The organism is Acinetobacter sp. 251-1 (assembly GCF_030329305.1).
GTDB classification, from domain to species: domain Bacteria; phylum Pseudomonadota; class Gammaproteobacteria; order Pseudomonadales; family Moraxellaceae; genus Acinetobacter; species Acinetobacter piscicola_A.
Genome location: NZ_JACANS010000004.1, coordinates 81397 through 101312 on the forward strand (window position 1 = coordinate 81397; position 19916 = coordinate 101312).

Annotated in this window: 19 protein-coding genes; 7 read left to right on the forward strand and 12 right to left on the reverse strand. The window is 38.3% G+C overall.

Going from position 1 to position 19916, the window contains the following annotated elements:
• Positions 1–33: 33 nt before the first annotated feature.
• The 4 genes from HX129_RS04065 to HX129_RS04080 form a co-directional block, all read right to left on the reverse strand.
• Positions 34–1161, reverse strand: a complete 1128-nt coding sequence (locus HX129_RS04065; protein WP_174492603.1) for an acyl-CoA dehydrogenase family protein — start codon at positions 1159–1161, stop codon at positions 34–36.
• 90 nt (positions 1162–1251) lie between these two features.
• Positions 1252–2910 carry an AMP-binding protein gene (locus HX129_RS04070; protein WP_286433836.1) on the reverse strand — a complete coding sequence of 553 codons (1659 nt, stop codon included), beginning with the start codon at positions 2908–2910 and terminating at the stop codon, positions 1252–1254.
• Between the two features lie 81 nt (positions 2911–2991).
• Entirely contained in the window at positions 2992–3882 is an 891-nt protein-coding gene (mmsB, locus tag HX129_RS04075) for a 3-hydroxyisobutyrate dehydrogenase (RefSeq protein WP_286433835.1), read from the reverse strand.
• A 38-nt stretch (positions 3883–3920) separates the two neighbouring features.
• Positions 3921–5438 carry a CoA-acylating methylmalonate-semialdehyde dehydrogenase gene (locus HX129_RS04080; RefSeq protein WP_130073474.1) on the reverse strand — a complete coding sequence of 506 codons (1518 nt, stop codon included), beginning with the start codon at positions 5436–5438 and terminating at the stop codon, positions 3921–3923.
• A 175-nt stretch (positions 5439–5613) separates the two neighbouring features.
• Here HX129_RS04080 and HX129_RS04085 point away from each other — a divergent pair, with 175 nt between their 5' ends.
• Positions 5614–6495 carry a LysR family transcriptional regulator gene (locus HX129_RS04085; RefSeq protein ID WP_286433834.1) on the forward strand — a complete coding sequence of 294 codons (882 nt, stop codon included), beginning with the start codon at positions 5614–5616 and terminating at the stop codon, positions 6493–6495.
• A gap of 85 nt (positions 6496–6580) precedes the next feature.
• On the opposite strand, the gene dsbG is transcribed toward HX129_RS04085, so the two are convergent.
• From dsbG to dsbD, 3 genes are read right to left on the reverse strand one after another with little or no spacing between them, the layout of a single operon-like run.
• Entirely contained in the window at positions 6581–7339 is a 759-nt protein-coding gene (gene dsbG, locus HX129_RS04090) for a thiol:disulfide interchange protein DsbG (protein WP_286433833.1), read from the reverse strand.
• A gap of 9 nt (positions 7340–7348) precedes the next feature.
• Positions 7349–8188, reverse strand: a complete 840-nt coding sequence (locus HX129_RS04095; RefSeq protein WP_286433832.1) for a TlpA disulfide reductase family protein — start codon at positions 8186–8188, stop codon at positions 7349–7351.
• Positions 8185–10134 carry a protein-disulfide reductase DsbD gene (gene dsbD, locus HX129_RS04100; RefSeq protein ID WP_286436022.1) on the reverse strand — a complete coding sequence of 650 codons (1950 nt, stop codon included), beginning with the start codon at positions 10132–10134 and terminating at the stop codon, positions 8185–8187. Before dsbD ends, HX129_RS04095 begins: the two co-directional genes overlap by 4 nt.
• Positions 10135–10262: 128 nt before the next feature.
• Between dsbD and HX129_RS04105 the strand changes: the two genes are divergently transcribed.
• Together HX129_RS04105 and HX129_RS04110 are read left to right on the forward strand one after the other, a co-directional pair.
• Positions 10263–10931, forward strand: coding sequence for a response regulator (locus HX129_RS04105; protein WP_130073469.1), 669 nt, complete (start codon positions 10263–10265; stop codon positions 10929–10931).
• 11 nt (positions 10932–10942) lie between these two features.
• A complete protein-coding gene (locus HX129_RS04110) occupies positions 10943–12307 on the forward strand; it encodes an ATP-binding protein (RefSeq protein ID WP_286433830.1) in 1365 nt (454 codons plus the stop codon).
• A 198-nt stretch (positions 12308–12505) separates the two neighbouring features.
• Here the strand turns inward: HX129_RS04110 and HX129_RS04115 are convergent, their stop codons facing one another.
• Positions 12506–13393: a DMT family transporter gene (locus HX129_RS04115; protein WP_286433829.1), complete on the reverse strand. Its 888-nt coding sequence runs from the start codon at positions 13391–13393 to the stop codon at positions 12506–12508.
• A gap of 299 nt (positions 13394–13692) precedes the next feature.
• Here HX129_RS04115 and yddG point away from each other — a divergent pair, with 299 nt between their 5' ends.
• The 3 genes from yddG (at position 13693) to HX129_RS04130 (ending at position 16381) form a co-directional block, all read left to right on the forward strand.
• The gene (gene yddG / locus HX129_RS04120) at positions 13693–14619 is read left to right on the forward strand and encodes an aromatic amino acid DMT transporter YddG (RefSeq protein ID WP_286433828.1); all 927 of its coding nucleotides are present in this window, start codon (positions 13693–13695) and stop codon (positions 14617–14619) included.
• Between the two features lie 176 nt (positions 14620–14795).
• Positions 14796–14957 carry a hypothetical protein gene (locus HX129_RS04125; protein ID WP_165353049.1) on the forward strand — a complete coding sequence of 54 codons (162 nt, stop codon included), beginning with the start codon at positions 14796–14798 and terminating at the stop codon, positions 14955–14957.
• Positions 14958–14971: 14 nt separating this feature from the next.
• On the forward strand, positions 14972–16381 hold the full coding sequence (locus tag HX129_RS04130) for an aminotransferase-like domain-containing protein (RefSeq protein ID WP_286433827.1): 1410 nt from the start codon (positions 14972–14974) through the stop codon (positions 16379–16381).
• Positions 16382–16431: 50 nt separating this feature from the next.
• On the opposite strand, the gene HX129_RS04135 is transcribed toward HX129_RS04130, so the two are convergent.
• From HX129_RS04135 to HX129_RS04145, 3 genes are read right to left on the reverse strand one after another with little or no spacing between them, the layout of a single operon-like run.
• Positions 16432–17301, reverse strand: coding sequence for an MBL fold metallo-hydrolase (locus HX129_RS04135; RefSeq protein WP_286433826.1), 870 nt, complete (start codon positions 17299–17301; stop codon positions 16432–16434).
• 1 nt (position 17302) lies between these two features.
• A complete protein-coding gene (locus HX129_RS04140; protein ID WP_286436023.1) occupies positions 17303–17716 on the reverse strand; it encodes a DUF6691 family protein in 414 nt (137 codons plus the stop codon).
• A 2-nt stretch (positions 17717–17718) separates the two neighbouring features.
• Positions 17719–18132 carry a YeeE/YedE family protein gene (locus HX129_RS04145; RefSeq protein WP_130073462.1) on the reverse strand — a complete coding sequence of 138 codons (414 nt, stop codon included), beginning with the start codon at positions 18130–18132 and terminating at the stop codon, positions 17719–17721.
• Positions 18133–18420: 288 nt separating this feature from the next.
• On the opposite strand from HX129_RS04145, the gene HX129_RS17765 reads away from it, so the two are divergent.
• A complete protein-coding gene (locus HX129_RS17765) occupies positions 18421–18537 on the forward strand; it encodes a hypothetical protein (RefSeq protein ID WP_372403037.1) in 117 nt (38 codons plus the stop codon).
• A 95-nt stretch (positions 18538–18632) separates the two neighbouring features.
• Here HX129_RS17765 and HX129_RS04150 read toward each other — a convergent pair whose 3' ends face one another.
• The gene (locus tag HX129_RS04150) at positions 18633–19901 is read right to left on the reverse strand and encodes a GDSL-type esterase/lipase family protein (protein WP_286433825.1); all 1269 of its coding nucleotides are present in this window, start codon (positions 19899–19901) and stop codon (positions 18633–18635) included.
• Positions 19902–19916 lie beyond the last annotated feature (15 nt).

A 19916-nucleotide genomic window follows, 5' to 3' on the forward strand; every position in this document is an offset into this window, starting at 1 on the left:
GATTTTGAATCTAATCTCTTATTTTTAAATACTTTATAAACTACGTGCAATCACCAAACGTTGAATATCGCTCGTACCTTCATAAATCTGACAAATACGCGCATCACGGTAAATTCGCTCGATAGGGAAGTCTTTGAGATAGCCATATCCACCATGAATTTGCAGCGCTGCTGAGCAAACACGCTCCACCATTTCCGAAGAAAACAACTTTGCCATCGAAGCTTCATTTAAGCATGGCTGTCCTGCTTCTTTTAAGCGTGCTGCATGATGTACCAACTGACGTGCTGCTTCAATTTCCGTTGCCATACTAGCTAAACGAAATGCCACCGCTTGATGCTCAAAAATAGGTTTACCAAACGTAATACGGTCTTTGGCGTATTGCGTTGCTTCTTCAAGTGCGGCACGTGCCAAACCCACAGCTTGCGCTGCAATCCCGATACGTCCACCTTCAAGATTTGACAAGGCGATTTTTAAACCTTCACCTTCTTTACCTAACATCAAACTTTCATGAACGCGTACATCGGTTAGCGCAATTTGACAGGTATCAGACGCATGTAAACCTAATTTTTCTTCAGTACGAATGACTTCATAACCTGCTGTTTCACGCGGGACGATGAAAGCACTGATGCCTTTTTTTCCTGCACTTGGATCTGTCACAGCAAAAACAATAATCACGCCTGCGTTATGACCTGAGGTAATAAATTGTTTTGCGCCATTAATCACCCAGTGATCACCGTCTTTAACTGCACGGGTTTTAATCGCAGCAGCATCTGAACCAGTATGCGGTTCGGTCAAAGCAAAAGCACCGATCATTTCACCTTGTGCCAAAGGTTTTAAATATTTTTCTTTTTGCTCATCTGTGCCAAATTTGGCAATGGGTACACAACCGACAGAGTTATGTACGCTCATAATGGTTGAGGTTGCGCCATCTGCTGCGGCAATTTCTTCTAGCGCTAAAACATAGGCTAAATTTCCAGTTGCTGAGCCGCCCCATTCATCAGAGATCAACATACCTAAAAAGCCCAATTGTCCCATTTGTGACAATGCATCTTTTGGAAATGTGCCATGACGATCCCAATCTGCTGCATTTGGCTTAATTTGCTCTTGTGCGAAATTTCTCGCCATATCCTGAATTAACAATTGTTCTTCGGTAAATTGCATCTTGTTTTCCTTTACAAAAATTCCTTAACTTTCATCAAGTTTTAACATATTATTTTTTATGCTGAATACTCGATGAAAGTCTTATATTCATTAACCTGCTTGCTTTGCCGTTTGTTTGGCAATCTCTTGATTGCGTAGTAAAAAGCGCTGAATCTTACCGCTTGGAGTTTTTGGTAATTCCTGAACAAATTCGACTTGACGTGGATAAGCATGTGCAGATAAACGTTTTTTGACAAATTGTCCAAGTTGTTCAGCGAGTTCGTCACATGCTGTTTTGCCTTCTGCCAAAATCACGAAAGCTTTCACAATTTCAGTTCGCTCAGGATCAGGCACACCCACCACAGCAGCTTCAATCACCGCATCATGCTCAAGTAAAGCGCTTTCTACATCAAAAGGACCAATACGATAGCCTGACGTTGTAATGACATCATCACTACGTCCAACAAAACTCATACTGCCATCTGCATGTAATTCTGCGGTGTCTCCAGTTAAATAATAATGCTTTAAAAATGGAGACTTACGGCTTTCTTTATAGCCACCAAACCACATCATTGGGGATTGTTCGATATCCACTGCAAGGATTCCCGGTGTATCTGTCGGCAGCTCATTGCCTTGCTCATCTACAACCGCCACCCGATACCCTGGACTTGCATAGCCTGCGACACCTGCTCGAACATCATGACTGAGTGCATGATGATTACAGACCACCATGCCTGTTTCAGTTTGCCCATAGTGATCAAAAATTGGGGCATCTAGAACTTGTTTAAACCATCTAAACACTTCTGGATTTAATGGCTCACCTGCGCTACTGACCACGCGGAATTTACCTTTGAGTTTTGCCATTTGCTGAGGATCAGCTGCCATCATCATACGGTAGGCTGTTGGCGCACCTGCCAAATTGGTCACTTGGTAATCATCAACAATCTGACACAAGCTGTCGATACTAAAACCACCTTCGTAGAATAAAGTCGCATGACCTAACAGTAATGGTCCTGTGATGCCATAGTACAAACCATACGCCCAACCGGGGTCAGCAATATTCCAAAATGAATCATCTGCTTTTAAACCAATCGCATCTTTCATGTAGTTGCCAAAAGCGATTAAAGCTTTTAATGGTACTTCTAACGGTTTTGCAGGACCTGTCGTACCCGAAGTAAACATGAGTAAAAATGGGTCTTGGATCGTTTGCATGACCAATTCACATTGATCAGACTGTGCATTGACCACATCCCAAAAGTTTAAATCGCCTGGTTCAACCCCATGACCGTCATGATCTGCAACCGTCACGATTTGTGGGCAATGGGCAATTTCATCCAATTTGCTACGGTTACCTACATCGGAAATTACCAATTTACTTTGTGCTAACTGCACACGATGCTCAATCGCCTTCGGTCCAAAAGCGGTGAATAACGGTTGATACACTGCCCCAATGCGCCAAGTCCCTAAAATCACCACTAAAAGTTCAGGTGTTCGGGGTAATAATCCCGAAACTCGATCACCTTTTTGTACACCTTGCGATTTTAAAAAATTGGCAAATTGGCTTGACCATGTTTTCAATTGGCTAAAGGTATATTGTTCTTTGCGCCCATCTTTTCCTTGCCAATATAATGCGACTTTATTCGCATCTGCTTCTGCATGACGGTCACAGCATTCATAGCAAGCATTAACTTGATCTAATGAACCCGAAAGCATTTCTTGAGCAGCTTGATTTAAATCAAATGCTGCCGCTACATCTTGATAATTCAACATCGTTTAAGCTCCGTCTAGATTTGTTGTTATTCATGACATGAGTGAATATTTATCGTTATGCCATCCTTTGGCATGCAACTATTAAGCTTGTGGTGGTAAATATTGCTGAATAATGCTGGAAAAATCTAAGTGTGCATTACCTTGCAAACACAACTGTTGATACATTTGTTGCACCAAACCACCTAATAAAATCGGTTGTTTGACTTGCCCTGCTGCTTCGATAGCTAAACCTAAATCTTTCAGCATGAGTTGCGTAGCAAAACCATCCGTATAGCCACGACCCGCAGGTGCATTGGCTGAAATATCAGGCCAAGGATTACACACTTCCGAACTCCAACAGCGACCACTTGAACTATTCACGACACCTGCAAGCGCTTGTGGGTCAATACCAAGTTTTGCACCCAATGCCATTCCTTCAGCAACCGCAGCCATTGAAATGCCTAAAATCAAATTATTACAAATTTTAGCAATTTGCCCTGCGCCAACATCACCACAATGCACAATGTTTTTACCCATGTGCTGCAATACTGTTTTCGCTTGTTCAAATACGGCATCATCGCTACCGACCATAAAGGTCAACGTCCCTGCTTGCGCACCAATCGTACCGCCTGACACTGGGGCATCACAGATTTTGATGCCTTTTTCAGCACCAACCTCAGCCATATCTTTGATCGTTTGTGGATCAATGGTACTGCTATCAATACATAAGCTGCCTGCTTTAAGCACGGACAACACACCATTTTCACCCAAATACACCTCTTTCACATGTTTTGCCGCAGGTAACATGCTGATCACCACATCAGCATGTTGCGCCGCTGCCTGAGGACTGTCACACACAATCCCACCAGCTTCGGTGAAGTGCTGAATTGCCACTTCACTGAGGTCAAAACCGTATACCGTTAAACCTGCTTTGAGGAGGTTTTGAGCCATTTTACCGCCCATATTCCCTAAACCAATAAAAGCAATATTCATCCTTGAACTCCTAAATTTTGTGTATTTACACGCAGGTTTTAACGTAGGTTAATGGTGGTGTTGACTTCACCTTTTTCTTGAGTGTCTTCAAACCAACGGCTGGTAATGGTTTTGGTTTGTGTATAGAACTGTACCGCTTGCTTACCATAAGGACCTAAGTCGCCAAGTTTTGAACCACGTGAACCTGTGAAGCTAAAAAATGGCACAGGTACAGGAATTGGAATATTAATACCGACTTGACCGATATCAATGGTATTTTGGAATGTACGTGCAGTTGCACCACTTTGGGTAAATAAGCCCACACCATTACCAAATGGATTAGCATTAATCAGTTCGATTGCTTCATCTAAAGTGTCTACATTGATAATGGCAAGCACAGGACCAAAGATTTCTTCTTTATAAATGCGCATATCTGTTTTGACATCATTGAAAATGGTCGCACCAACAAAGTTGCCATTTTCATAGCCCACAACTTGTACATCACGACCATCAAGTAACAGCTCTGCACCTTGCTCTACACCGCTATTGATTAAGTCCATCACACGAGCTTTGGCACGAGGAGAAATCACTGGACCAATGTCGGTATTTGGCTCATGTCCTGCATTCACTTTTAAAGTTTTGGCTTTTTCGACCAGTTCATCCACCCAGTTTTTACTTTCACCGACCATCACTGCAACAGAAAGTGCCATACAACGTTGACCTGCCGCACCAAATGCCGCCCCGACAAGCGCGTTTAAAGTTTGTTCTTTATTGGCATCAGGCATCACCACGACATGGTTTTTTGCGCCCATCATCGACTGAACACGTTTACCATGTTGTCCTGCAAGGTTATATACATGCGTTCCGACAGCCGTTGAACCAACAAAAGAAATCGCTTTAATATCTTGATGGGTACATAAACGATCAACCACTGCTTTACCGCCGTGTACAACGTTTAATACGCCTGCAGGTACACCCGCTTGTACAGCAAGCTCAACCAACATCATGGTCGACAATGGATCTTGTTCAGAAGGCTTCAATACAAAAGTATTTCCGCAAACAATCGCCATTGGGAACATCCACAAAGGAATCATCGCAGGAAAATTAAATGGTGTAATGCCTGCACACACACCAAGTGGTTGCTGCAGCGTATACGTGTCTACACCACGTGCAACACCTTCGACATATTCACCCATTTGCAACGTACCAATTGAACATGCATGCTCAACGACTTCTAAACCGCGTTGGATATCACCCTCAGCGTCAGCCAAGGTTTTGCCTTGTTCAGCCGTTAATACTTTTGCAATGTCTTTCATGTTGTCACGGATCAAGTCCTGTAATTTCAACATGATACGCATACGTGCTTGAATTGGTGTTAAACGCCATGTTTTAAACGCATCTTGAGCAGCAGCAATGGCAGCATCAACTTCATCCAGTGTTGCCATCGGCACACGACCTAACACTTCCTGTGTTGCAGGGTTAACAATGTCTTGCCAATCCGAAGTTTGTGATTCTACAAACTGTCCGTTAATTAATAATTTAGCCGTCGTTGACTGAATATTTGTGATGCTGTTCATAACCTCTCCATAGGTACTATTTTTTGTTGTTTCATTGTTTGAAAATAGTTTGAAACTCAATTCAGCTTATTTTCTGTATTGCTGTTTCATTTGAGACTAACAAAGAAAAATTTGACGACCAATAGAAATTCACGCACGATTGTTGTGCAAAAATGCACATGGAAGAACAGTAACAATGAAAGTGGATTGGGATCATTTGCAGTATTTTTTAGTCTTGGCACGTGCAAAAACACTGACCAATGCAGCACGCATGATTGGTGTCGAACATAGTACCGTTTCTCGAAGAATACAGGCTTTGGAGCTGGCTTTAGGAACGCCATTATTTAAACGTGAAGCAACGGGTTATGAACTGACCATAGAAGGTTTGGCACTTGTCCCACGTGTTGAACAAATGGAACACGCTTTTTTACAAATCGAAAAACCACATCAACCTTTACAAGGTCGTGTGCGTATTGGCACACCAGAAGGTTTTGGCACTGCATTTTTAGCTAAATTATTGGCAGAATTGTCCAAAAAATACCCCTTACTCACCATTGATCTAATCCCTGTACCGAAAATGATTAAGTTGTCACATCGTGAAGCTGACATTGTGATTTCGATTGACCGTCCTAAATCTGGACCTTATATCATCACCCGTTTGACCGACTATTGCTTAAAAATTTATGGCAGTAAAGACTATCTTTCAAAAACCCAACCCATTCATAAACTTGAAGATTTAAAACAACATCGTTTTGTTAATTATATTGATGATTTGGTCTATAGCCCTGAATTGTATTGTTTAGAACGGCTACCTTTACAGCTCACTGCAAATTTTCGAAGCAGTAGCATTTTGGCACAGCAAATTGCTGTCAGTGCAGGTGCAGGATTGGCAATATTGCCCAAATTTTTAGCCAATGATCAGCCTGAACTTGAACAAGTTTTGCATGACGAAGTGCGCTTTGTACATACTTTTTGGATGCTGACTTTGGTCGATTTACAACATGAACCACGCATTAAATTGGTCTGGGATTTTCTAAGAGCGCAAGCGGATGAATATCAACATTTATTGATGGACTAAGTTTTTATTTTTTAAACAACTTGCATAAGACCCTAAATTTAGGGTCTTATATTTCAAATACTTACAAAAAGTGATGATTTTAACATCACTGTTCAAAAACTTCTTTTAAGTCTTTCGGCATCCCTTGAGCAGACTTAAACTCCCCTTTACTGTCTTTCCAAATCACCGCAGGCGTTGCAAAGAAACCATATTTATCCATGAGTTCCTGATTAGCATCAATTTTTTTGGCAATTTCAGCAGGAATATTTTGCATTGGTTTTAAGGATTGATCACCTGATTTTAAATTGAGTTGGCTAAAAACTTGCTCAGGATTTTTCGATGTTAATAAAGTCGCCACCTGCCCACGACTTTCTTTGCGGATCACAGCCACTTGAATGTGACGTAATTGAACTTTTCCTGAATTGACCCAAGGACGTGCCTTTTGCCAAAACTGATAACAATAAGGACAATTCGGGTCAGAAAAAACATAAACAACACGTGGTGCATCTTTTTTACCGTCTTGAATATATGTTGATTTTTCCAATGACTGCCATACATCATCTAAAACAGCGCCTTTGACATGCTTTTCTAATGCTTCGACAGATAAATTTTCCCCTTTGGCATTATATAAGTCTCCCACGATATAATATTTTTGATCATTTGAAATAAATACTGTCGCAGGATATTGGTCTCTATGTCCTGCCCAACCTTTCATATTTGTAGGTGCAGGAATTTCCTTCACAAATTCAAAGCCTTCATTTGCAATTTGTTGCTGCAATGGCGTGAGCGCAAAACTTGTACTTGCACTACCAAATACACATAAAGTTAAAGCAATTTTTTGTGATAAATAACGAATATTTTGCATAATTTTCACCTATTTTAAATGATCAGAATTCGAAATTTTCTTTAAATACTGTTGCAGCATGACAGGACTCAGTTCGCCCATATGACGATCCATCAATTGTCCTTGTGAGTTAAAAAATAGTGTACTTGGCAAACCAAACATCTTCATTTCTTTGGCAAGTTGACCTTGCGAATCCATCAAAACATATTGAAAAGAAAAGTGATGTTTATTTAAATATTGCTGAATTGTCACCACATTTTCACCTTGATTCAGCATGACAAAATTGACATTTTTAAATTGAGTTTGTGCTTGTGCCAAAACAGGCATCTCACGATGACATGGTGGACACCAACTCGCCCAAAGATTGACAACAGTTGGCTTACCTATAAATTGTTTTAACGGAATTTGTTGCTGTTCAAGGCTATAAAATTGCATTTTAGGGTAAAAACGGTGTGGCTTCTGCCATTGTTTTAAGCCCAAACTAAACGCACAAATTAAAGTGAAAATAGTCACAAAAATGACTTTATTTTCAAGTTTAAATGCACGATTTTTCCATAAAAACCACACAATACCTACAATTACACCACCATATAAATGGAAGCCTTTGTCTTGAACCTTAAGCATGTCGATGGGAGATGCCAAATACACCTCTAGATTGAACAACACAAAAACCAATCGTGCTGCAATCAGCCCCACCCACAGTGTCGTCCATAAAGAATCAGAAAAAGTCTGCCAAGTTTCAGCCGACCAGTGTTGTTTCTTCTGTAAAATTTTGCCAACAATGTAGACCAAGATTAAACCTAAGAGCACCAACAGCAGTGGAAATGGCAACATAAAAGGGCCTAAATGAATGGCTTCAGCAGAAATCATTGCGTATTCTCTTGCTTTAACTGAACAAGTTTTTGCAAAAATTGTGGTGCTGTAAATGTGCCTGTTAAACGTAAATCACGCATTTCTTGCTGCTGTGCATTAAGGAAAATCATGGTCGGTGGACCTAAAATTTGCCATTTTTTCAACAACGCATCTTGTGAAGCTTCAGGATGAGTTAAATCCAATTTAATCCGTACCACATCTTGCACAGCAGCTTGTACATCTGCACGAGGAAAAACTTCTTTTTCAATCGGTTGGCATGCCACACACCAATCTGCATAAACATCTATAATGATGGGTTTTTGCGTATTTTGTGCCAATACTTGTTCAAATTGCTGTGCATTGCTCACTTTGATCCAAGGATGTAATTGCGCTAATTTTTCCGCAGCATTCATTTGTTGAAGTGCTTGACGTGTTTGCCAAATTCCTGCACTGGCTGTTGCTAAAGCAATCACTAGCACCAAGATTTTATAGGGTAATTGAACAACATGACGGATGATCGCAAACAGATAAATCGTCATCGCAAACAGTAAAATTGCCAGTAAAACAAAGTAGATCATGGACGGTAATAAAGGACGTGCAAAGTAAACTGCCATCAACAACATGACAAAACCAAAGCTAAACTTTAAACGATCCATCCATAATCCAGGCTTAGGTAAATATTTCGAACCAAATACACTCGCAACAAACAATGGAATACCAATACCTAAGCCCATTAAGAACAGATAAAAGCCACCCCAGACAGGCTGTTCAAGATGCGAAACATACAATAATGCCCCAGCCAAAGGCGCACTCATACATGGACCCACGATCAGTGCGGAAATTGCGCCCATCATACCTGCACCGACTAAGGTTCCGCCCTTTTGACGTTGTTGTAACTGATCTAAACGTTGTAACAGTCCACGCGGTAAAGAAATTTGATACAGCCCAAATAAATTTAATGCAAAAACTACAAATAAAATCGCAAAAACACTGATAAATATTGGATTTTGAAACCAACGCTGAATACCGAAACCGAGCTGTGAGACCACCACTCCCATCAAGCCATAGACCAAAGCCATACAGATCACAAAGGTTGAGGCAATCGCTGCCGCTTTGTACCCCTTACTACGCTGTACTAAAATGCCTGATAAAATAGGAATCAATGGTAAAGAACACGGCAGAAATGCCAGTAAAATTCCTAATGCTAAAAACAATAAAATATTTAAGAAAATATTTTGCTGATTCAATAGTTTTAAGAAAAATTGATCGTTGTTTAACTCATTTTGCAGTGATTCATTTTGTTGCTCAGGTATTAGTGTTGCTGCATTGCTCGATGTTGCTTGAATCGTTTGTACTTGGCTTGCAGATGAGTCATCTTCTTGCACAAGTGTTGTTTCAGGAGGGATATTTTTTGTTTTATCTAATTCAGCTGTTTGTTCTTTGATCGGCACAGCATCGTCTGCAACTGTATTCTTTAGTAAGCGATTATTTTCACTGGTATTATTTTCTAACAACGGCTCAGATGGATTTATACCCACTTTGGCTAATTTTTGTTGTGGCAATAAACCCGATGCATCCGTTTGAATTGTTGTATGTTGCAAAGGATAACATAACCCATCCTCCGAACAGCCTTGCCATTGCACACGATATTCTTGATTAGGCTTAACATTAAGGGTTGTTGTCACTTGATGATAATGCACATTGGTTTTACCAAAGGTGGGGTCATCTTTTTCTTTTCCCTGTGGTAATTTCAGTGCAAGCTCTTTTTGCGCTACACTGACTTTAAATTGGTCATGATATAAATAATAATGTGGTGCAACTTGCCAATTCAGTTCAGCTTGTTGTTGTGAAATCGAGTGTGCCTGAAATTTAAACGCTTGATCTGGGGGTAAAAAATCCTCATTCGCAAAAATAGCTGTCGAAGCTAAGCTCAGTACGACACCTGTTAAGGTTTTGATAAACATATCTATCAATCTAAATAATGTGACTAAATGCATTATCATCGAAAATGGGTTAAGAGAACATTAAGACTTGTTTTTCTTTGTAAAATCTAGGGTCTATAGGCATTTTATCTACATAAAAAGGAACCTTCATGTTTGTTGTCTTGGTCGAGGATGATCCATTTATTGCACAAAGTATTGTTGCGGCATTGGATTATTTAAATATTTCAATTGAACATGTCAGTACTGCTCAAGCAGCAGACTATTTTATTCGTAAAACTGCGGTAGATTTATGTTTATTGGATTTGGGTTTACCCGACCAAGACGGTCTTGAGTTATTGTCAAATTGGCGTACAGATCAATTGCATGTCCCCGTTCTTGTCCTCACCGCACGTAATCAAACTCAACAATGTGTTGAAGCATTAAATGCAGGTGCCGATGATTACTTGACCAAGCCTTTTGATTTAACCGAGCTAATTGCGCGTATTCATGCATTAACACGGCGTCATCGTGGTTATTCATCAAATGTTTTAAGTATTGCGGATTTAGAAATTAATCAAGATACACAGCAAGCTTACTATCAACAACAAGTTTTGAGTCTATCACGTCGAGAATATAGCCTACTTGAAACTTTTATGCTCTACCCAAATCAGGTATTAAAAACAGAACAATTAATTGATAAAACTTATGGCTTCCAAGACAGCATTGAAAGTAATGCCATTAATGTACATATCCATCATTTAAGACAAAAAACCCATCCCGATTTGATTCAGACCGTGCGTGGTGTGGGCTATATTTTAAAAGTACCGACTGAACAATGAGAAGCAAAGCCATGAAAAGTTATAGCTTAAAATGGCGTTTAGTGTCGACCTTATTAATGGTGTTTATTTTACTTTGGTCGCTGGTTTTTTGCTGGTTATACTATGATTTACAAAAACAATTACAACTGACCTTAGATGAACGTCTGTCAGCATCTGCACACATGGTTGCCCGTTTAATTCGTCATTTACCTGTGCATGATTTACCCAATGTTTTAGAATCTGTAAATGCTGAAAATGCCAATCCCAACTTAATTGCATGTGAAGTTTCATTTTTTAGTTCACATATTTCGACAGCGCAAAAAGTGATTGCACGCACCCAAGATGCGCCAGATAACCTGAGTAACCAAAGTTCAGGCTTTAGCACATGGACACATCATGGCACTGAATGGCGCAGTTATACATTGAAAAAGGGACAGATTCAGGTTGTTTCTGCTGAAAAATTACAATTACGCTCGACGCTATTAGCTCAAATCTTAAAGTCCGTGCTCATTCCTTTAATTTTTACCTTAATTTTATGTGTTTTTCTAATTTTATGGATTATCCGTGTGGAATTTCAGCCTTTAGATCAAATTGCACAACATGTCACGCAAAAAAAGCAAAATTTATCTGAAGCAGCAAGTTATTTATCGGCATTAAAAACTCAAAATATTCCCACTGAAATACAGCCTTTTGTCGACAGTCTGATTGAACTGATTCACAATTTACATGAAAGTTTAGAAAATGAAAAAAGTTTTAGCGCTTTTGCCGCACATGAGCTACGTAGTCCTTTAACAGCGATCAAAACCAACGTGCAATTGAGCCTTTTAATGCTGCAACAATCTGGTCAACAGCAGTCTAAACTTGCACAAAATTTACAACAGGCTGATCATAGTATTCAACGTTATCAACAGCTCTTAGAACAATTACTGTTATTGAGTAAGACTGAATTACATCCTATACAATCGCACGAAAACACGCTAATTGCAGACATACTTAAACAGGTCATTCAAGAATTAAGCCTAAAATATGCGCTTGAAAGCACCTATTTACAGATCCAATGGAACACACTGACAAGCTTGCAATTGCCTGCCTCTAGCTTGCATATCATCTTAAAAAATTTGCTTGAAAATATTTATTTACATGCCCAATCCTATACTGTGATTGATATTTACATGCGAAATAATCACTTGATTATTCAAGATAATGGTATCGGTTTAAATGATACAGAACTACAACTCTTAACCAAACGTTTTTGGCGTAAATCTGCACAAAATACAGGTTATGGCTTAGGCTTAGCTTTAGTCAATGTGCTTTTAAATAAAAACGGCTATGCCATCCATTTTCAACATCATCAACCTCATGGCTTAAAAGTCATGATTTCAAAAATTGAAAATTAAGATGTCATATTTTGGCAGTATCGTCAGCAGATCATAAACAAAATAATTGCAGATGAATAATTGATCAAAAATATAATTTATAAATATATTTTAAATACTTAAAACAAAAATAAATCCACAAATTCTGTGGATATATCTTGGGATAAGATTTAAATTTTATCAGTGATGACGGCATTTACCATTTTCAAGTATAAAATTTTAAGCCCAAATTACCAAAATTGCAGCAATAACCACTAAAAAAAGTCCTATATGCTCCGTTTTGGCTAATTTTTCTTTAAAGAAATACACTGAAATCAACAGGCTAAATAAGATTTCAATCTGTCCCAATGTTTTCACAATCGCGACAGATTGCATGCTCATCGCCGTAAACCACCCCAAAGAAGCTAAAAAACTACAGACACTCACTTTAAATGTGAGTCCAATTTTTTGCCACATCGCAAGCAATGTTTTTCGACTAAAGACAATCAAAAACAACAACATAGACAAACACTGAAAACCAATAATACTGAGCAATACCCATGCTGCCCGATGTAAGTATGGCAAATTCGTCAACTCCAAACTGGCTTCACGAACGAGCAATGAAGTAATGGCAAAACACAATCCACTGCCTATACCTATGGTCAAAGTTTGTAATGAAATCGCTTCTTTTTGTTTGCCATTACTCAGTAAAAATACAGCAATTCCCCCCAACATGACACCAAACCAGCCCAATACAGTTAACTTTTCATGTAAAACTGCTACAGCAATCATCGCTGCCAAAATGGCTTCGCTTTTGGCTAAACCAACCCCAATCGCATAATTTTTTTGCTTAAATAGCCTTACCATCAATGCAGTGGCAGCAATTTGGCTCATACCTGCAATGATGACATATAGCCAATAACGAGAGGTAAATTCAACGTGTGTGCTTAGAGGTTGTTGTAGATATAAAATAAAAATATAGACAATCGCAAACGGTAAACCAAAAATAAAACGTGCTAAAGTCACGCCATAGACATCAACCGTGAGGCTCAATTGCTTTTGAAAAGCATTGCGCCATGCCTGCATAAAGGCAGCCATAACTGTAAAAAAAATCCAAAATGATGTCATAAGCGGTAACTTTAAACATAAAATTCAAAACAGGCTTGAATATACACCTTTCAATTTAAAAAATATGATTTTACAGTTAAATTTTCTTTATTTTCCAAGCATTAAAATTTTTCGTATTTTCCTATCACATGGTCAGTTTATTTTGCTTGGTTTAGTTTTTACCAAACATTCAAATAAACCATTTAAAAGCCGTTTTTTAATCTTAAAATCCGTCCTCTAATTAAATCAAAAAACACTATACTATGCACATCCACCTCTGACCCTAAAACAGCCTATTTCCTAGGCAAAGCAGTCTTGTCATGTCAAAAAATCTTGCTACGCTTCTTGGCTTTAGTGCTATTTTGCTTTGGTCTTCTTTGGTTGGATTATTAAAAAAACTGAGTAGTCTATTAGGTGCCGATTATGCTGTGACCCTGATGTATAGTTTAAGTGCGGTCATCTTATTACTGATATTTAGAATTCCAAATTTAAGAGTCATTCCCAAAAAATATTTGATTTGTGCATCTTTATTATTCTTAGTCTACGAGTTGTGCTTTTCTTATGCGATTGCACTGGCGCAAACGCCACAGCAAGCCATTGAAATTAGTTTGGTGAATTATTTATGGCCAAGTCTCACCGTAGTCATGCTGATCATTTTTAAAGAATTAAAGTTTAGCCTTTTTGTGGTACTGGGTTTAATGGTGAGTATGAGTGGTATCATCTTGATTCAAACAGGCAATAACCAATTTTCGTTATCTCTACTCATCTCGCATTTCATGTCAAATCCCTTAAGTTATATTTTAGCTTTCATCGGCGCGACTTTATGGGCAATTTATTGTGTAATCACCCGAAAATATAGCCAAGGACATAATCCTATTTCCTTGTATTTCATCATGATCACTGTAGTTTTATGGACAAAATTGCTCATGGCACATCCATTTGAGACACTGCCAAGTCTTGATCTAACAGTGCTTCCCTATTTATTTGCTGTTGGTTTTGCAACTGCTTTGGGCTATGCGGCATGGAATATTGGTATTATCAAAGGAAATATCACGTTTTTGGTCACACTTTCTTATTTTAGTCCTATTTTTTCAACTTTATTTTCCATGCTTATTTTACAAACAGCATTATCAATCGAATTTTGGCACGGTGTATGTCTCGTTACCTTAGGTTCACTGATCTGTTGGATTTCAACGAGTTGGCAACACATTAAACCACGGATTCAACGCTTTAAAATGCAATTCTAATTTTGCCAACATGGTATATCGTACAGTAGAACAATATTCAGTATAAATGACATGTAGATATAACAGATACGCTTTATTTGACTCATCTGTTATATTTTTTTAGTACAGTTCTATTTCTAGTGATTTGTTTTCATCTTTTTCATACTATATTTATAGATTGAAATGAGATCACACCAATGAAGCAAGATCATGATTCAAAAAAAGTACCACAATACGCAGACAGCTCTATTTCAGATAAAGTATTTAAGCGTATGATTATTTGGTTTTTTATTTACTGCGCATTATTTTGTATCGGTGTTATTTTGACAGTCGGTGCGGACCATGCATATTTAAATTAATATTTTGAGAATTTATGTATAAAGCTGACCAGTTAGCACAACATCTTCGACAGCTCATTGAAAATGGCACGTTAAAACCCAACGAAAAACTGCCGTCCTTACGGGATCAGGTACAACGTTCGGGTTTTAGCTTAATGACCGTGATGAATGCTTATCAAGCCTTAGAAGCACAAGGGTTAATTTATTCAAAAGCAAAATCTGGTTATTTTGTGAATGATTATTTAAATGAAAAATCACAAAATTCTCAAACTATTGTCTCAATCAATCATCAAATTGAAATTAACTCTCTGATTTTTAAATATCTGAAATCAATTCAACCTTCGACCAATTTAGGTTTAGGTTCAGCATTTCCATCATCAGAATTGGTCTATTCACAAAAATTAACCCAAATTATGGGGCAACTTTCTCGCGCTAAACAGAGTTATTTGCATGTTGATAGTTTTCCTCCAGGCAATATTGAGCTGAGAAATATCATTGCACAGCGCTATAGCCTGCATGGCATTGCGACTCAAGCCGATGATTTGGTCATTACGTCAGGTTGTTTGGATGCACTCAATTTGGCCCTGGCAGCCGTGACACAAGCCGGTGACTATATTGTTTTACAAGAAACGATATTTTACGGCGCTTGGCAAGCCGCTGAAAGATTGGGATTAAAAGTCATTACGGTGCCTGAACACCCTCGTCTGGGCATTGATTTAGATGCATTTGAACATATTTTAAAAAACTACCCGATTAAAGTATGTTGGTTAATGCTCAATAGTCATAACCCGATCGGGTTTACTGCAAACAACGAAACCAAGCAAAAAATTGCTGAACTTTTACACCAATATCAAGTGTATTTGATCGAAGATGATGTCTATGAAGAATTGTATTTCGGTCAAAAAAAGCCACTTTCAGTCAAGCATTTTGATCAGCATAATTGGGTTTTACATTGTTCTTCTTTTTCTAAAACTTTGGGGGCTAACTTTCGAGTAGGTTGGGTACATGCAGGTAAATTTTCAAATAAAATTCAACACTTACAGCTCATGAGCACCATTTCAACCAATTCACTTCTACAAAATGCCTTAGTTGAGTTTTTACAACATCACCATTATGAAAAACATTTGCGTCAACTAAGACGCAACCTAGAACGAAATAAGAAACAAATGTTTCATTACCTTGAAAAAAACTTACCTGAGCAATGTCAAATTTTTTCCTATGCGAGCGGATTTTTCCTTTGGATCAAACTCCCTATTTTTGTGAATAGCATGGATATTTATCACGATCTTATTCAACAAAATATAGATGTCACACCCAGCCAACTGTTTAATATGTTGAGTTCTCAGCAACATTATTTGCGTTTAAATTGTTCTTTTACATGGACAACAGACATTCAGCATGGTTTAGATTGTTTAATTGAGCGTATCCAAGATAAAATTCAGTAGATTAAAAATCACAAAATCATGGATACACAAGAGATAAATCCTAGAATATTCTAGGATTTAAAATAATTGAAGGGAATTTTCAAGTAACGGATTCCGTTACTTTCCGCTTTAGGAAAATGCCCTGCCACCATATTAATTTGAATCGCAGGTAAAATCAGCTTGGGCATACTTAAGGTTGCATCACGTTGTTCGCGCATCTGCACAAAATCTGCTTTTTCAATGCCAATATGCACATGAATATTCTTTAATTTCTGTGCTTTCACCGTACTCTGACATTGATATTCTGTACGTGTTTTAGGCAAATAATCATGACATAAAAATATACGGAAATGTTCAGGTAATGCAAATATTTTCTGTATGGAATCATAAAGTTGTGATGCACTTCCTTTAGGAAAATCACAACGTGCTGTACCATAGTCATGCATAAATAATGTATCACCGACAAATACACAATCTTCAATCACATAGCTTAAACATGCAGGTGTGTGTCCGGGGGTGGCAATGCTATAAGCCTCTAATTGCCCAATTTTAAATCTCTCGCCTGCTTCAAACAAATAATCAAAAGCAACATTAAAATGTGCAGTATTTTCAAAGTGATAAATGTCAGCAAAAGTTTTCTGTACTTCACTGATTTTTTCACTCATTGCAACTTGCCCACCTAATTTTTCTTTTAAATATTGCGAGGCAGTCAGATGATCGGCATGTACATGGGTTTCTAAAATCCATTGAACTTTCAAATCATTGGCTTGAACGTAAGCAATAATGAAATCTGCATGTGTAGTAGTGGTACTCGCTGAAGCTGAGTCATAATCTAGAACACTGTCGATGATGGCACATTGTGAAGTGATGGGATCAGAAACAACATAGCTGAAAGTATTTGTATTTTCATCAAAGAAATCTTGTATCACAATGTTTTGCATATTATTTTGCTCCATCAAATTTACGATACAACCACACACCAAAGAACATCGCGGCAATGAAATAAATGGCTTGATAATACCCTAAACCAATTAAAGTAAATGCGGGTGCTGGACAAATTCCTGCAATTCCCCAACCTGTACCAAAAATCAATGCGCCAATACATAAACGTTTATCAATTTGTGTTGATGTTGGCAATTCAATTTTTTCATGAAAGAGCGTTACAGGTTTACGGATCGCTTTTTGAAATGGAATAAATGCCACACAAATTGCACCAATCATGACAAACATGAGGCTTACATTCCATTCACCGAACAAGTCTAAAAAGCTCAGCACATTTTCGGGGTTTGCCATGCCTGACCACATTAAACCAATAGAAAATAAGCTACCAAAAATAAAAGCGAGAATATTTTTCATGTTTATAGCCCCAGTAAATGACGCATGACGTAGACGGTGATGAAACCTGCGAGCATAAATAGACTCGTTGCAACCATAGAACGCGTAGACAGACGACTCATACCGCAAATCCCATGCCCACTGGTACATCCAGAGCCTAAGCGTGTCCCAAAACCAACCAAAACACCTGCAACAATCATGGCTAAGGGTGATGCGTCGATTTGAATCTCAGGACTAAAAAATAGACCATACACAAAAGGAGTCACAAATAAACCCAATAAGAACCATGTTGCAGGACGTTGAAAAAAGCCTTTTTTATTGAAAAGCTGTCCAATTAAGCCACTGATTCCAGCAATTCTTCCGTTGACATATAAATAGCCAACCACAGCAATACCTAACAGCGCACCGCCAAGCAAGGCATTTAAATAGGGATGCATACTTGATCACTCAATAAACATTATATGTTTTTATAATATATTATTGTTATATCTATTCAACCCTTGATTTGTAATTTTATAGTTATTGAATGACAAAAAATTGAAACTTGAGGTATTTTAATGCATAAAAATCTAAACATATGTATTATTTTCCTTAAAATTTATCAATAAAATCATAGAATAGATACAAAAATCATCGTCTGTTATAGTTTTTTAATGTATTTCTATATCTTTTATTTTGAGTAGAATCGGCCACAATAAGTGATCAACTTTTCAAGGCTGGTTGCTATGGATTTTTTGAGAAAACATAATACAGCAAGTTTTGTATTTTTTATTATTACGGCATATTCATTGCTTGGCTTCGCACTGGGCTATATTATTTGGGAATTTATTCTTTCCAAATAAGTGGAGTAAGCATGACATTCTCCTGAATAAAATAACGTAATTGAATCTTATACATCGTGTCAATTACGTTTATTTTATAGGTTTATGTGTCTATTTTAACGTCCAATACTTTTACATTCGCTCGAACCTTCTAAACAAATTTGTGCAAAACCAAGTTGTCCATAATTTGTGGGCTGTGTTGAGTTTGTCTGATTTGCCTCAGTCGTTGATGCAGGACGAATATCAATATTCACACCTGAAAGATTGAGCAAGTCTGAAGCTAAACTACGTCCTAAACGCTGATAGCCTGACGCTGAAAAATGTACGCCGTCTGCACGTCCTAAACCTTGATTAATCCAAGATTTCATTGAGCAACTTCCCCCCATCGCTTTTTGCCAATCCCAATACAAAGTATGCATCGACTGAGCGACTTGCAACTGCATACTTTGTACGGCGCTTAATTTGATCGGTCGACTACCACATTCACCTGCTGTACGTTTTAAACTTTCAGGTGCAGACACAATCATGACGGCTGTTTGTGGTGAACTTGCTCTAATCTTTTGAATTTTATCCATTAAAATAGAACGTGCTTGTTCAACATCCAGATTATCATTATAGGCTTCGTTGGTGCCGTATGCCAAAATCACTAAATTTGGTGCAACGGCTGTCAGCTCATTTTGCCAATCATTGCTCCAACGATTCCAATAAGACAGCTCAGCACCATTGATCCCCAATGCAGACACAACAGCACCTGAACCATTTTGGTTCTTTGCCCACCATCCGCCTAAAGCTGAATTTTGAGTATTTTGTGCTGTAATGGTAAACGGCAGTTTGGCGGTAAAAGTAACGGTTTGCCAATGGTTATTTTTAACAGGTGCTTCGAGGGTAAATGTTTTTCCGTCTGCATCTATCCCTGTAAATGGCATATCATTTGCTGCTTGACGAATACTGACTAAAATTTTTTGAACTTGCTCAACCTGCTTAGCTTTGATGGTGAGTGTTGCACCTGCATATTGAGGTACAGCATTTAAACCACCTAAAGTATAATTATCATTGCGCTGGGTGCGGCTTGAAACAGGTCGCCAACCTGAATTGTCATAACCAAATCGTGCCATACGTTGACCTGAGAAATACATCGGCATACCCCAGCCCATGCCACCATCACCTAAAGCATTTTGTAATTGTTGACGTAAAACATGCGTCATTTCATCTGCGGCAGTATGTGAATCACCCAATTGCACGACATGCACATCACGATTTTGTATCGCTGCATTTAACTTGGCCGTATTGGGTTCATTAAAATTGCTTAAATTGCTTGCAAAACTTTGTCCAATCGCAAGCGTTGCTAAAATACTGACATTTAAAACTTTTTTAATCATTGTCATGAATGTACCTAAACC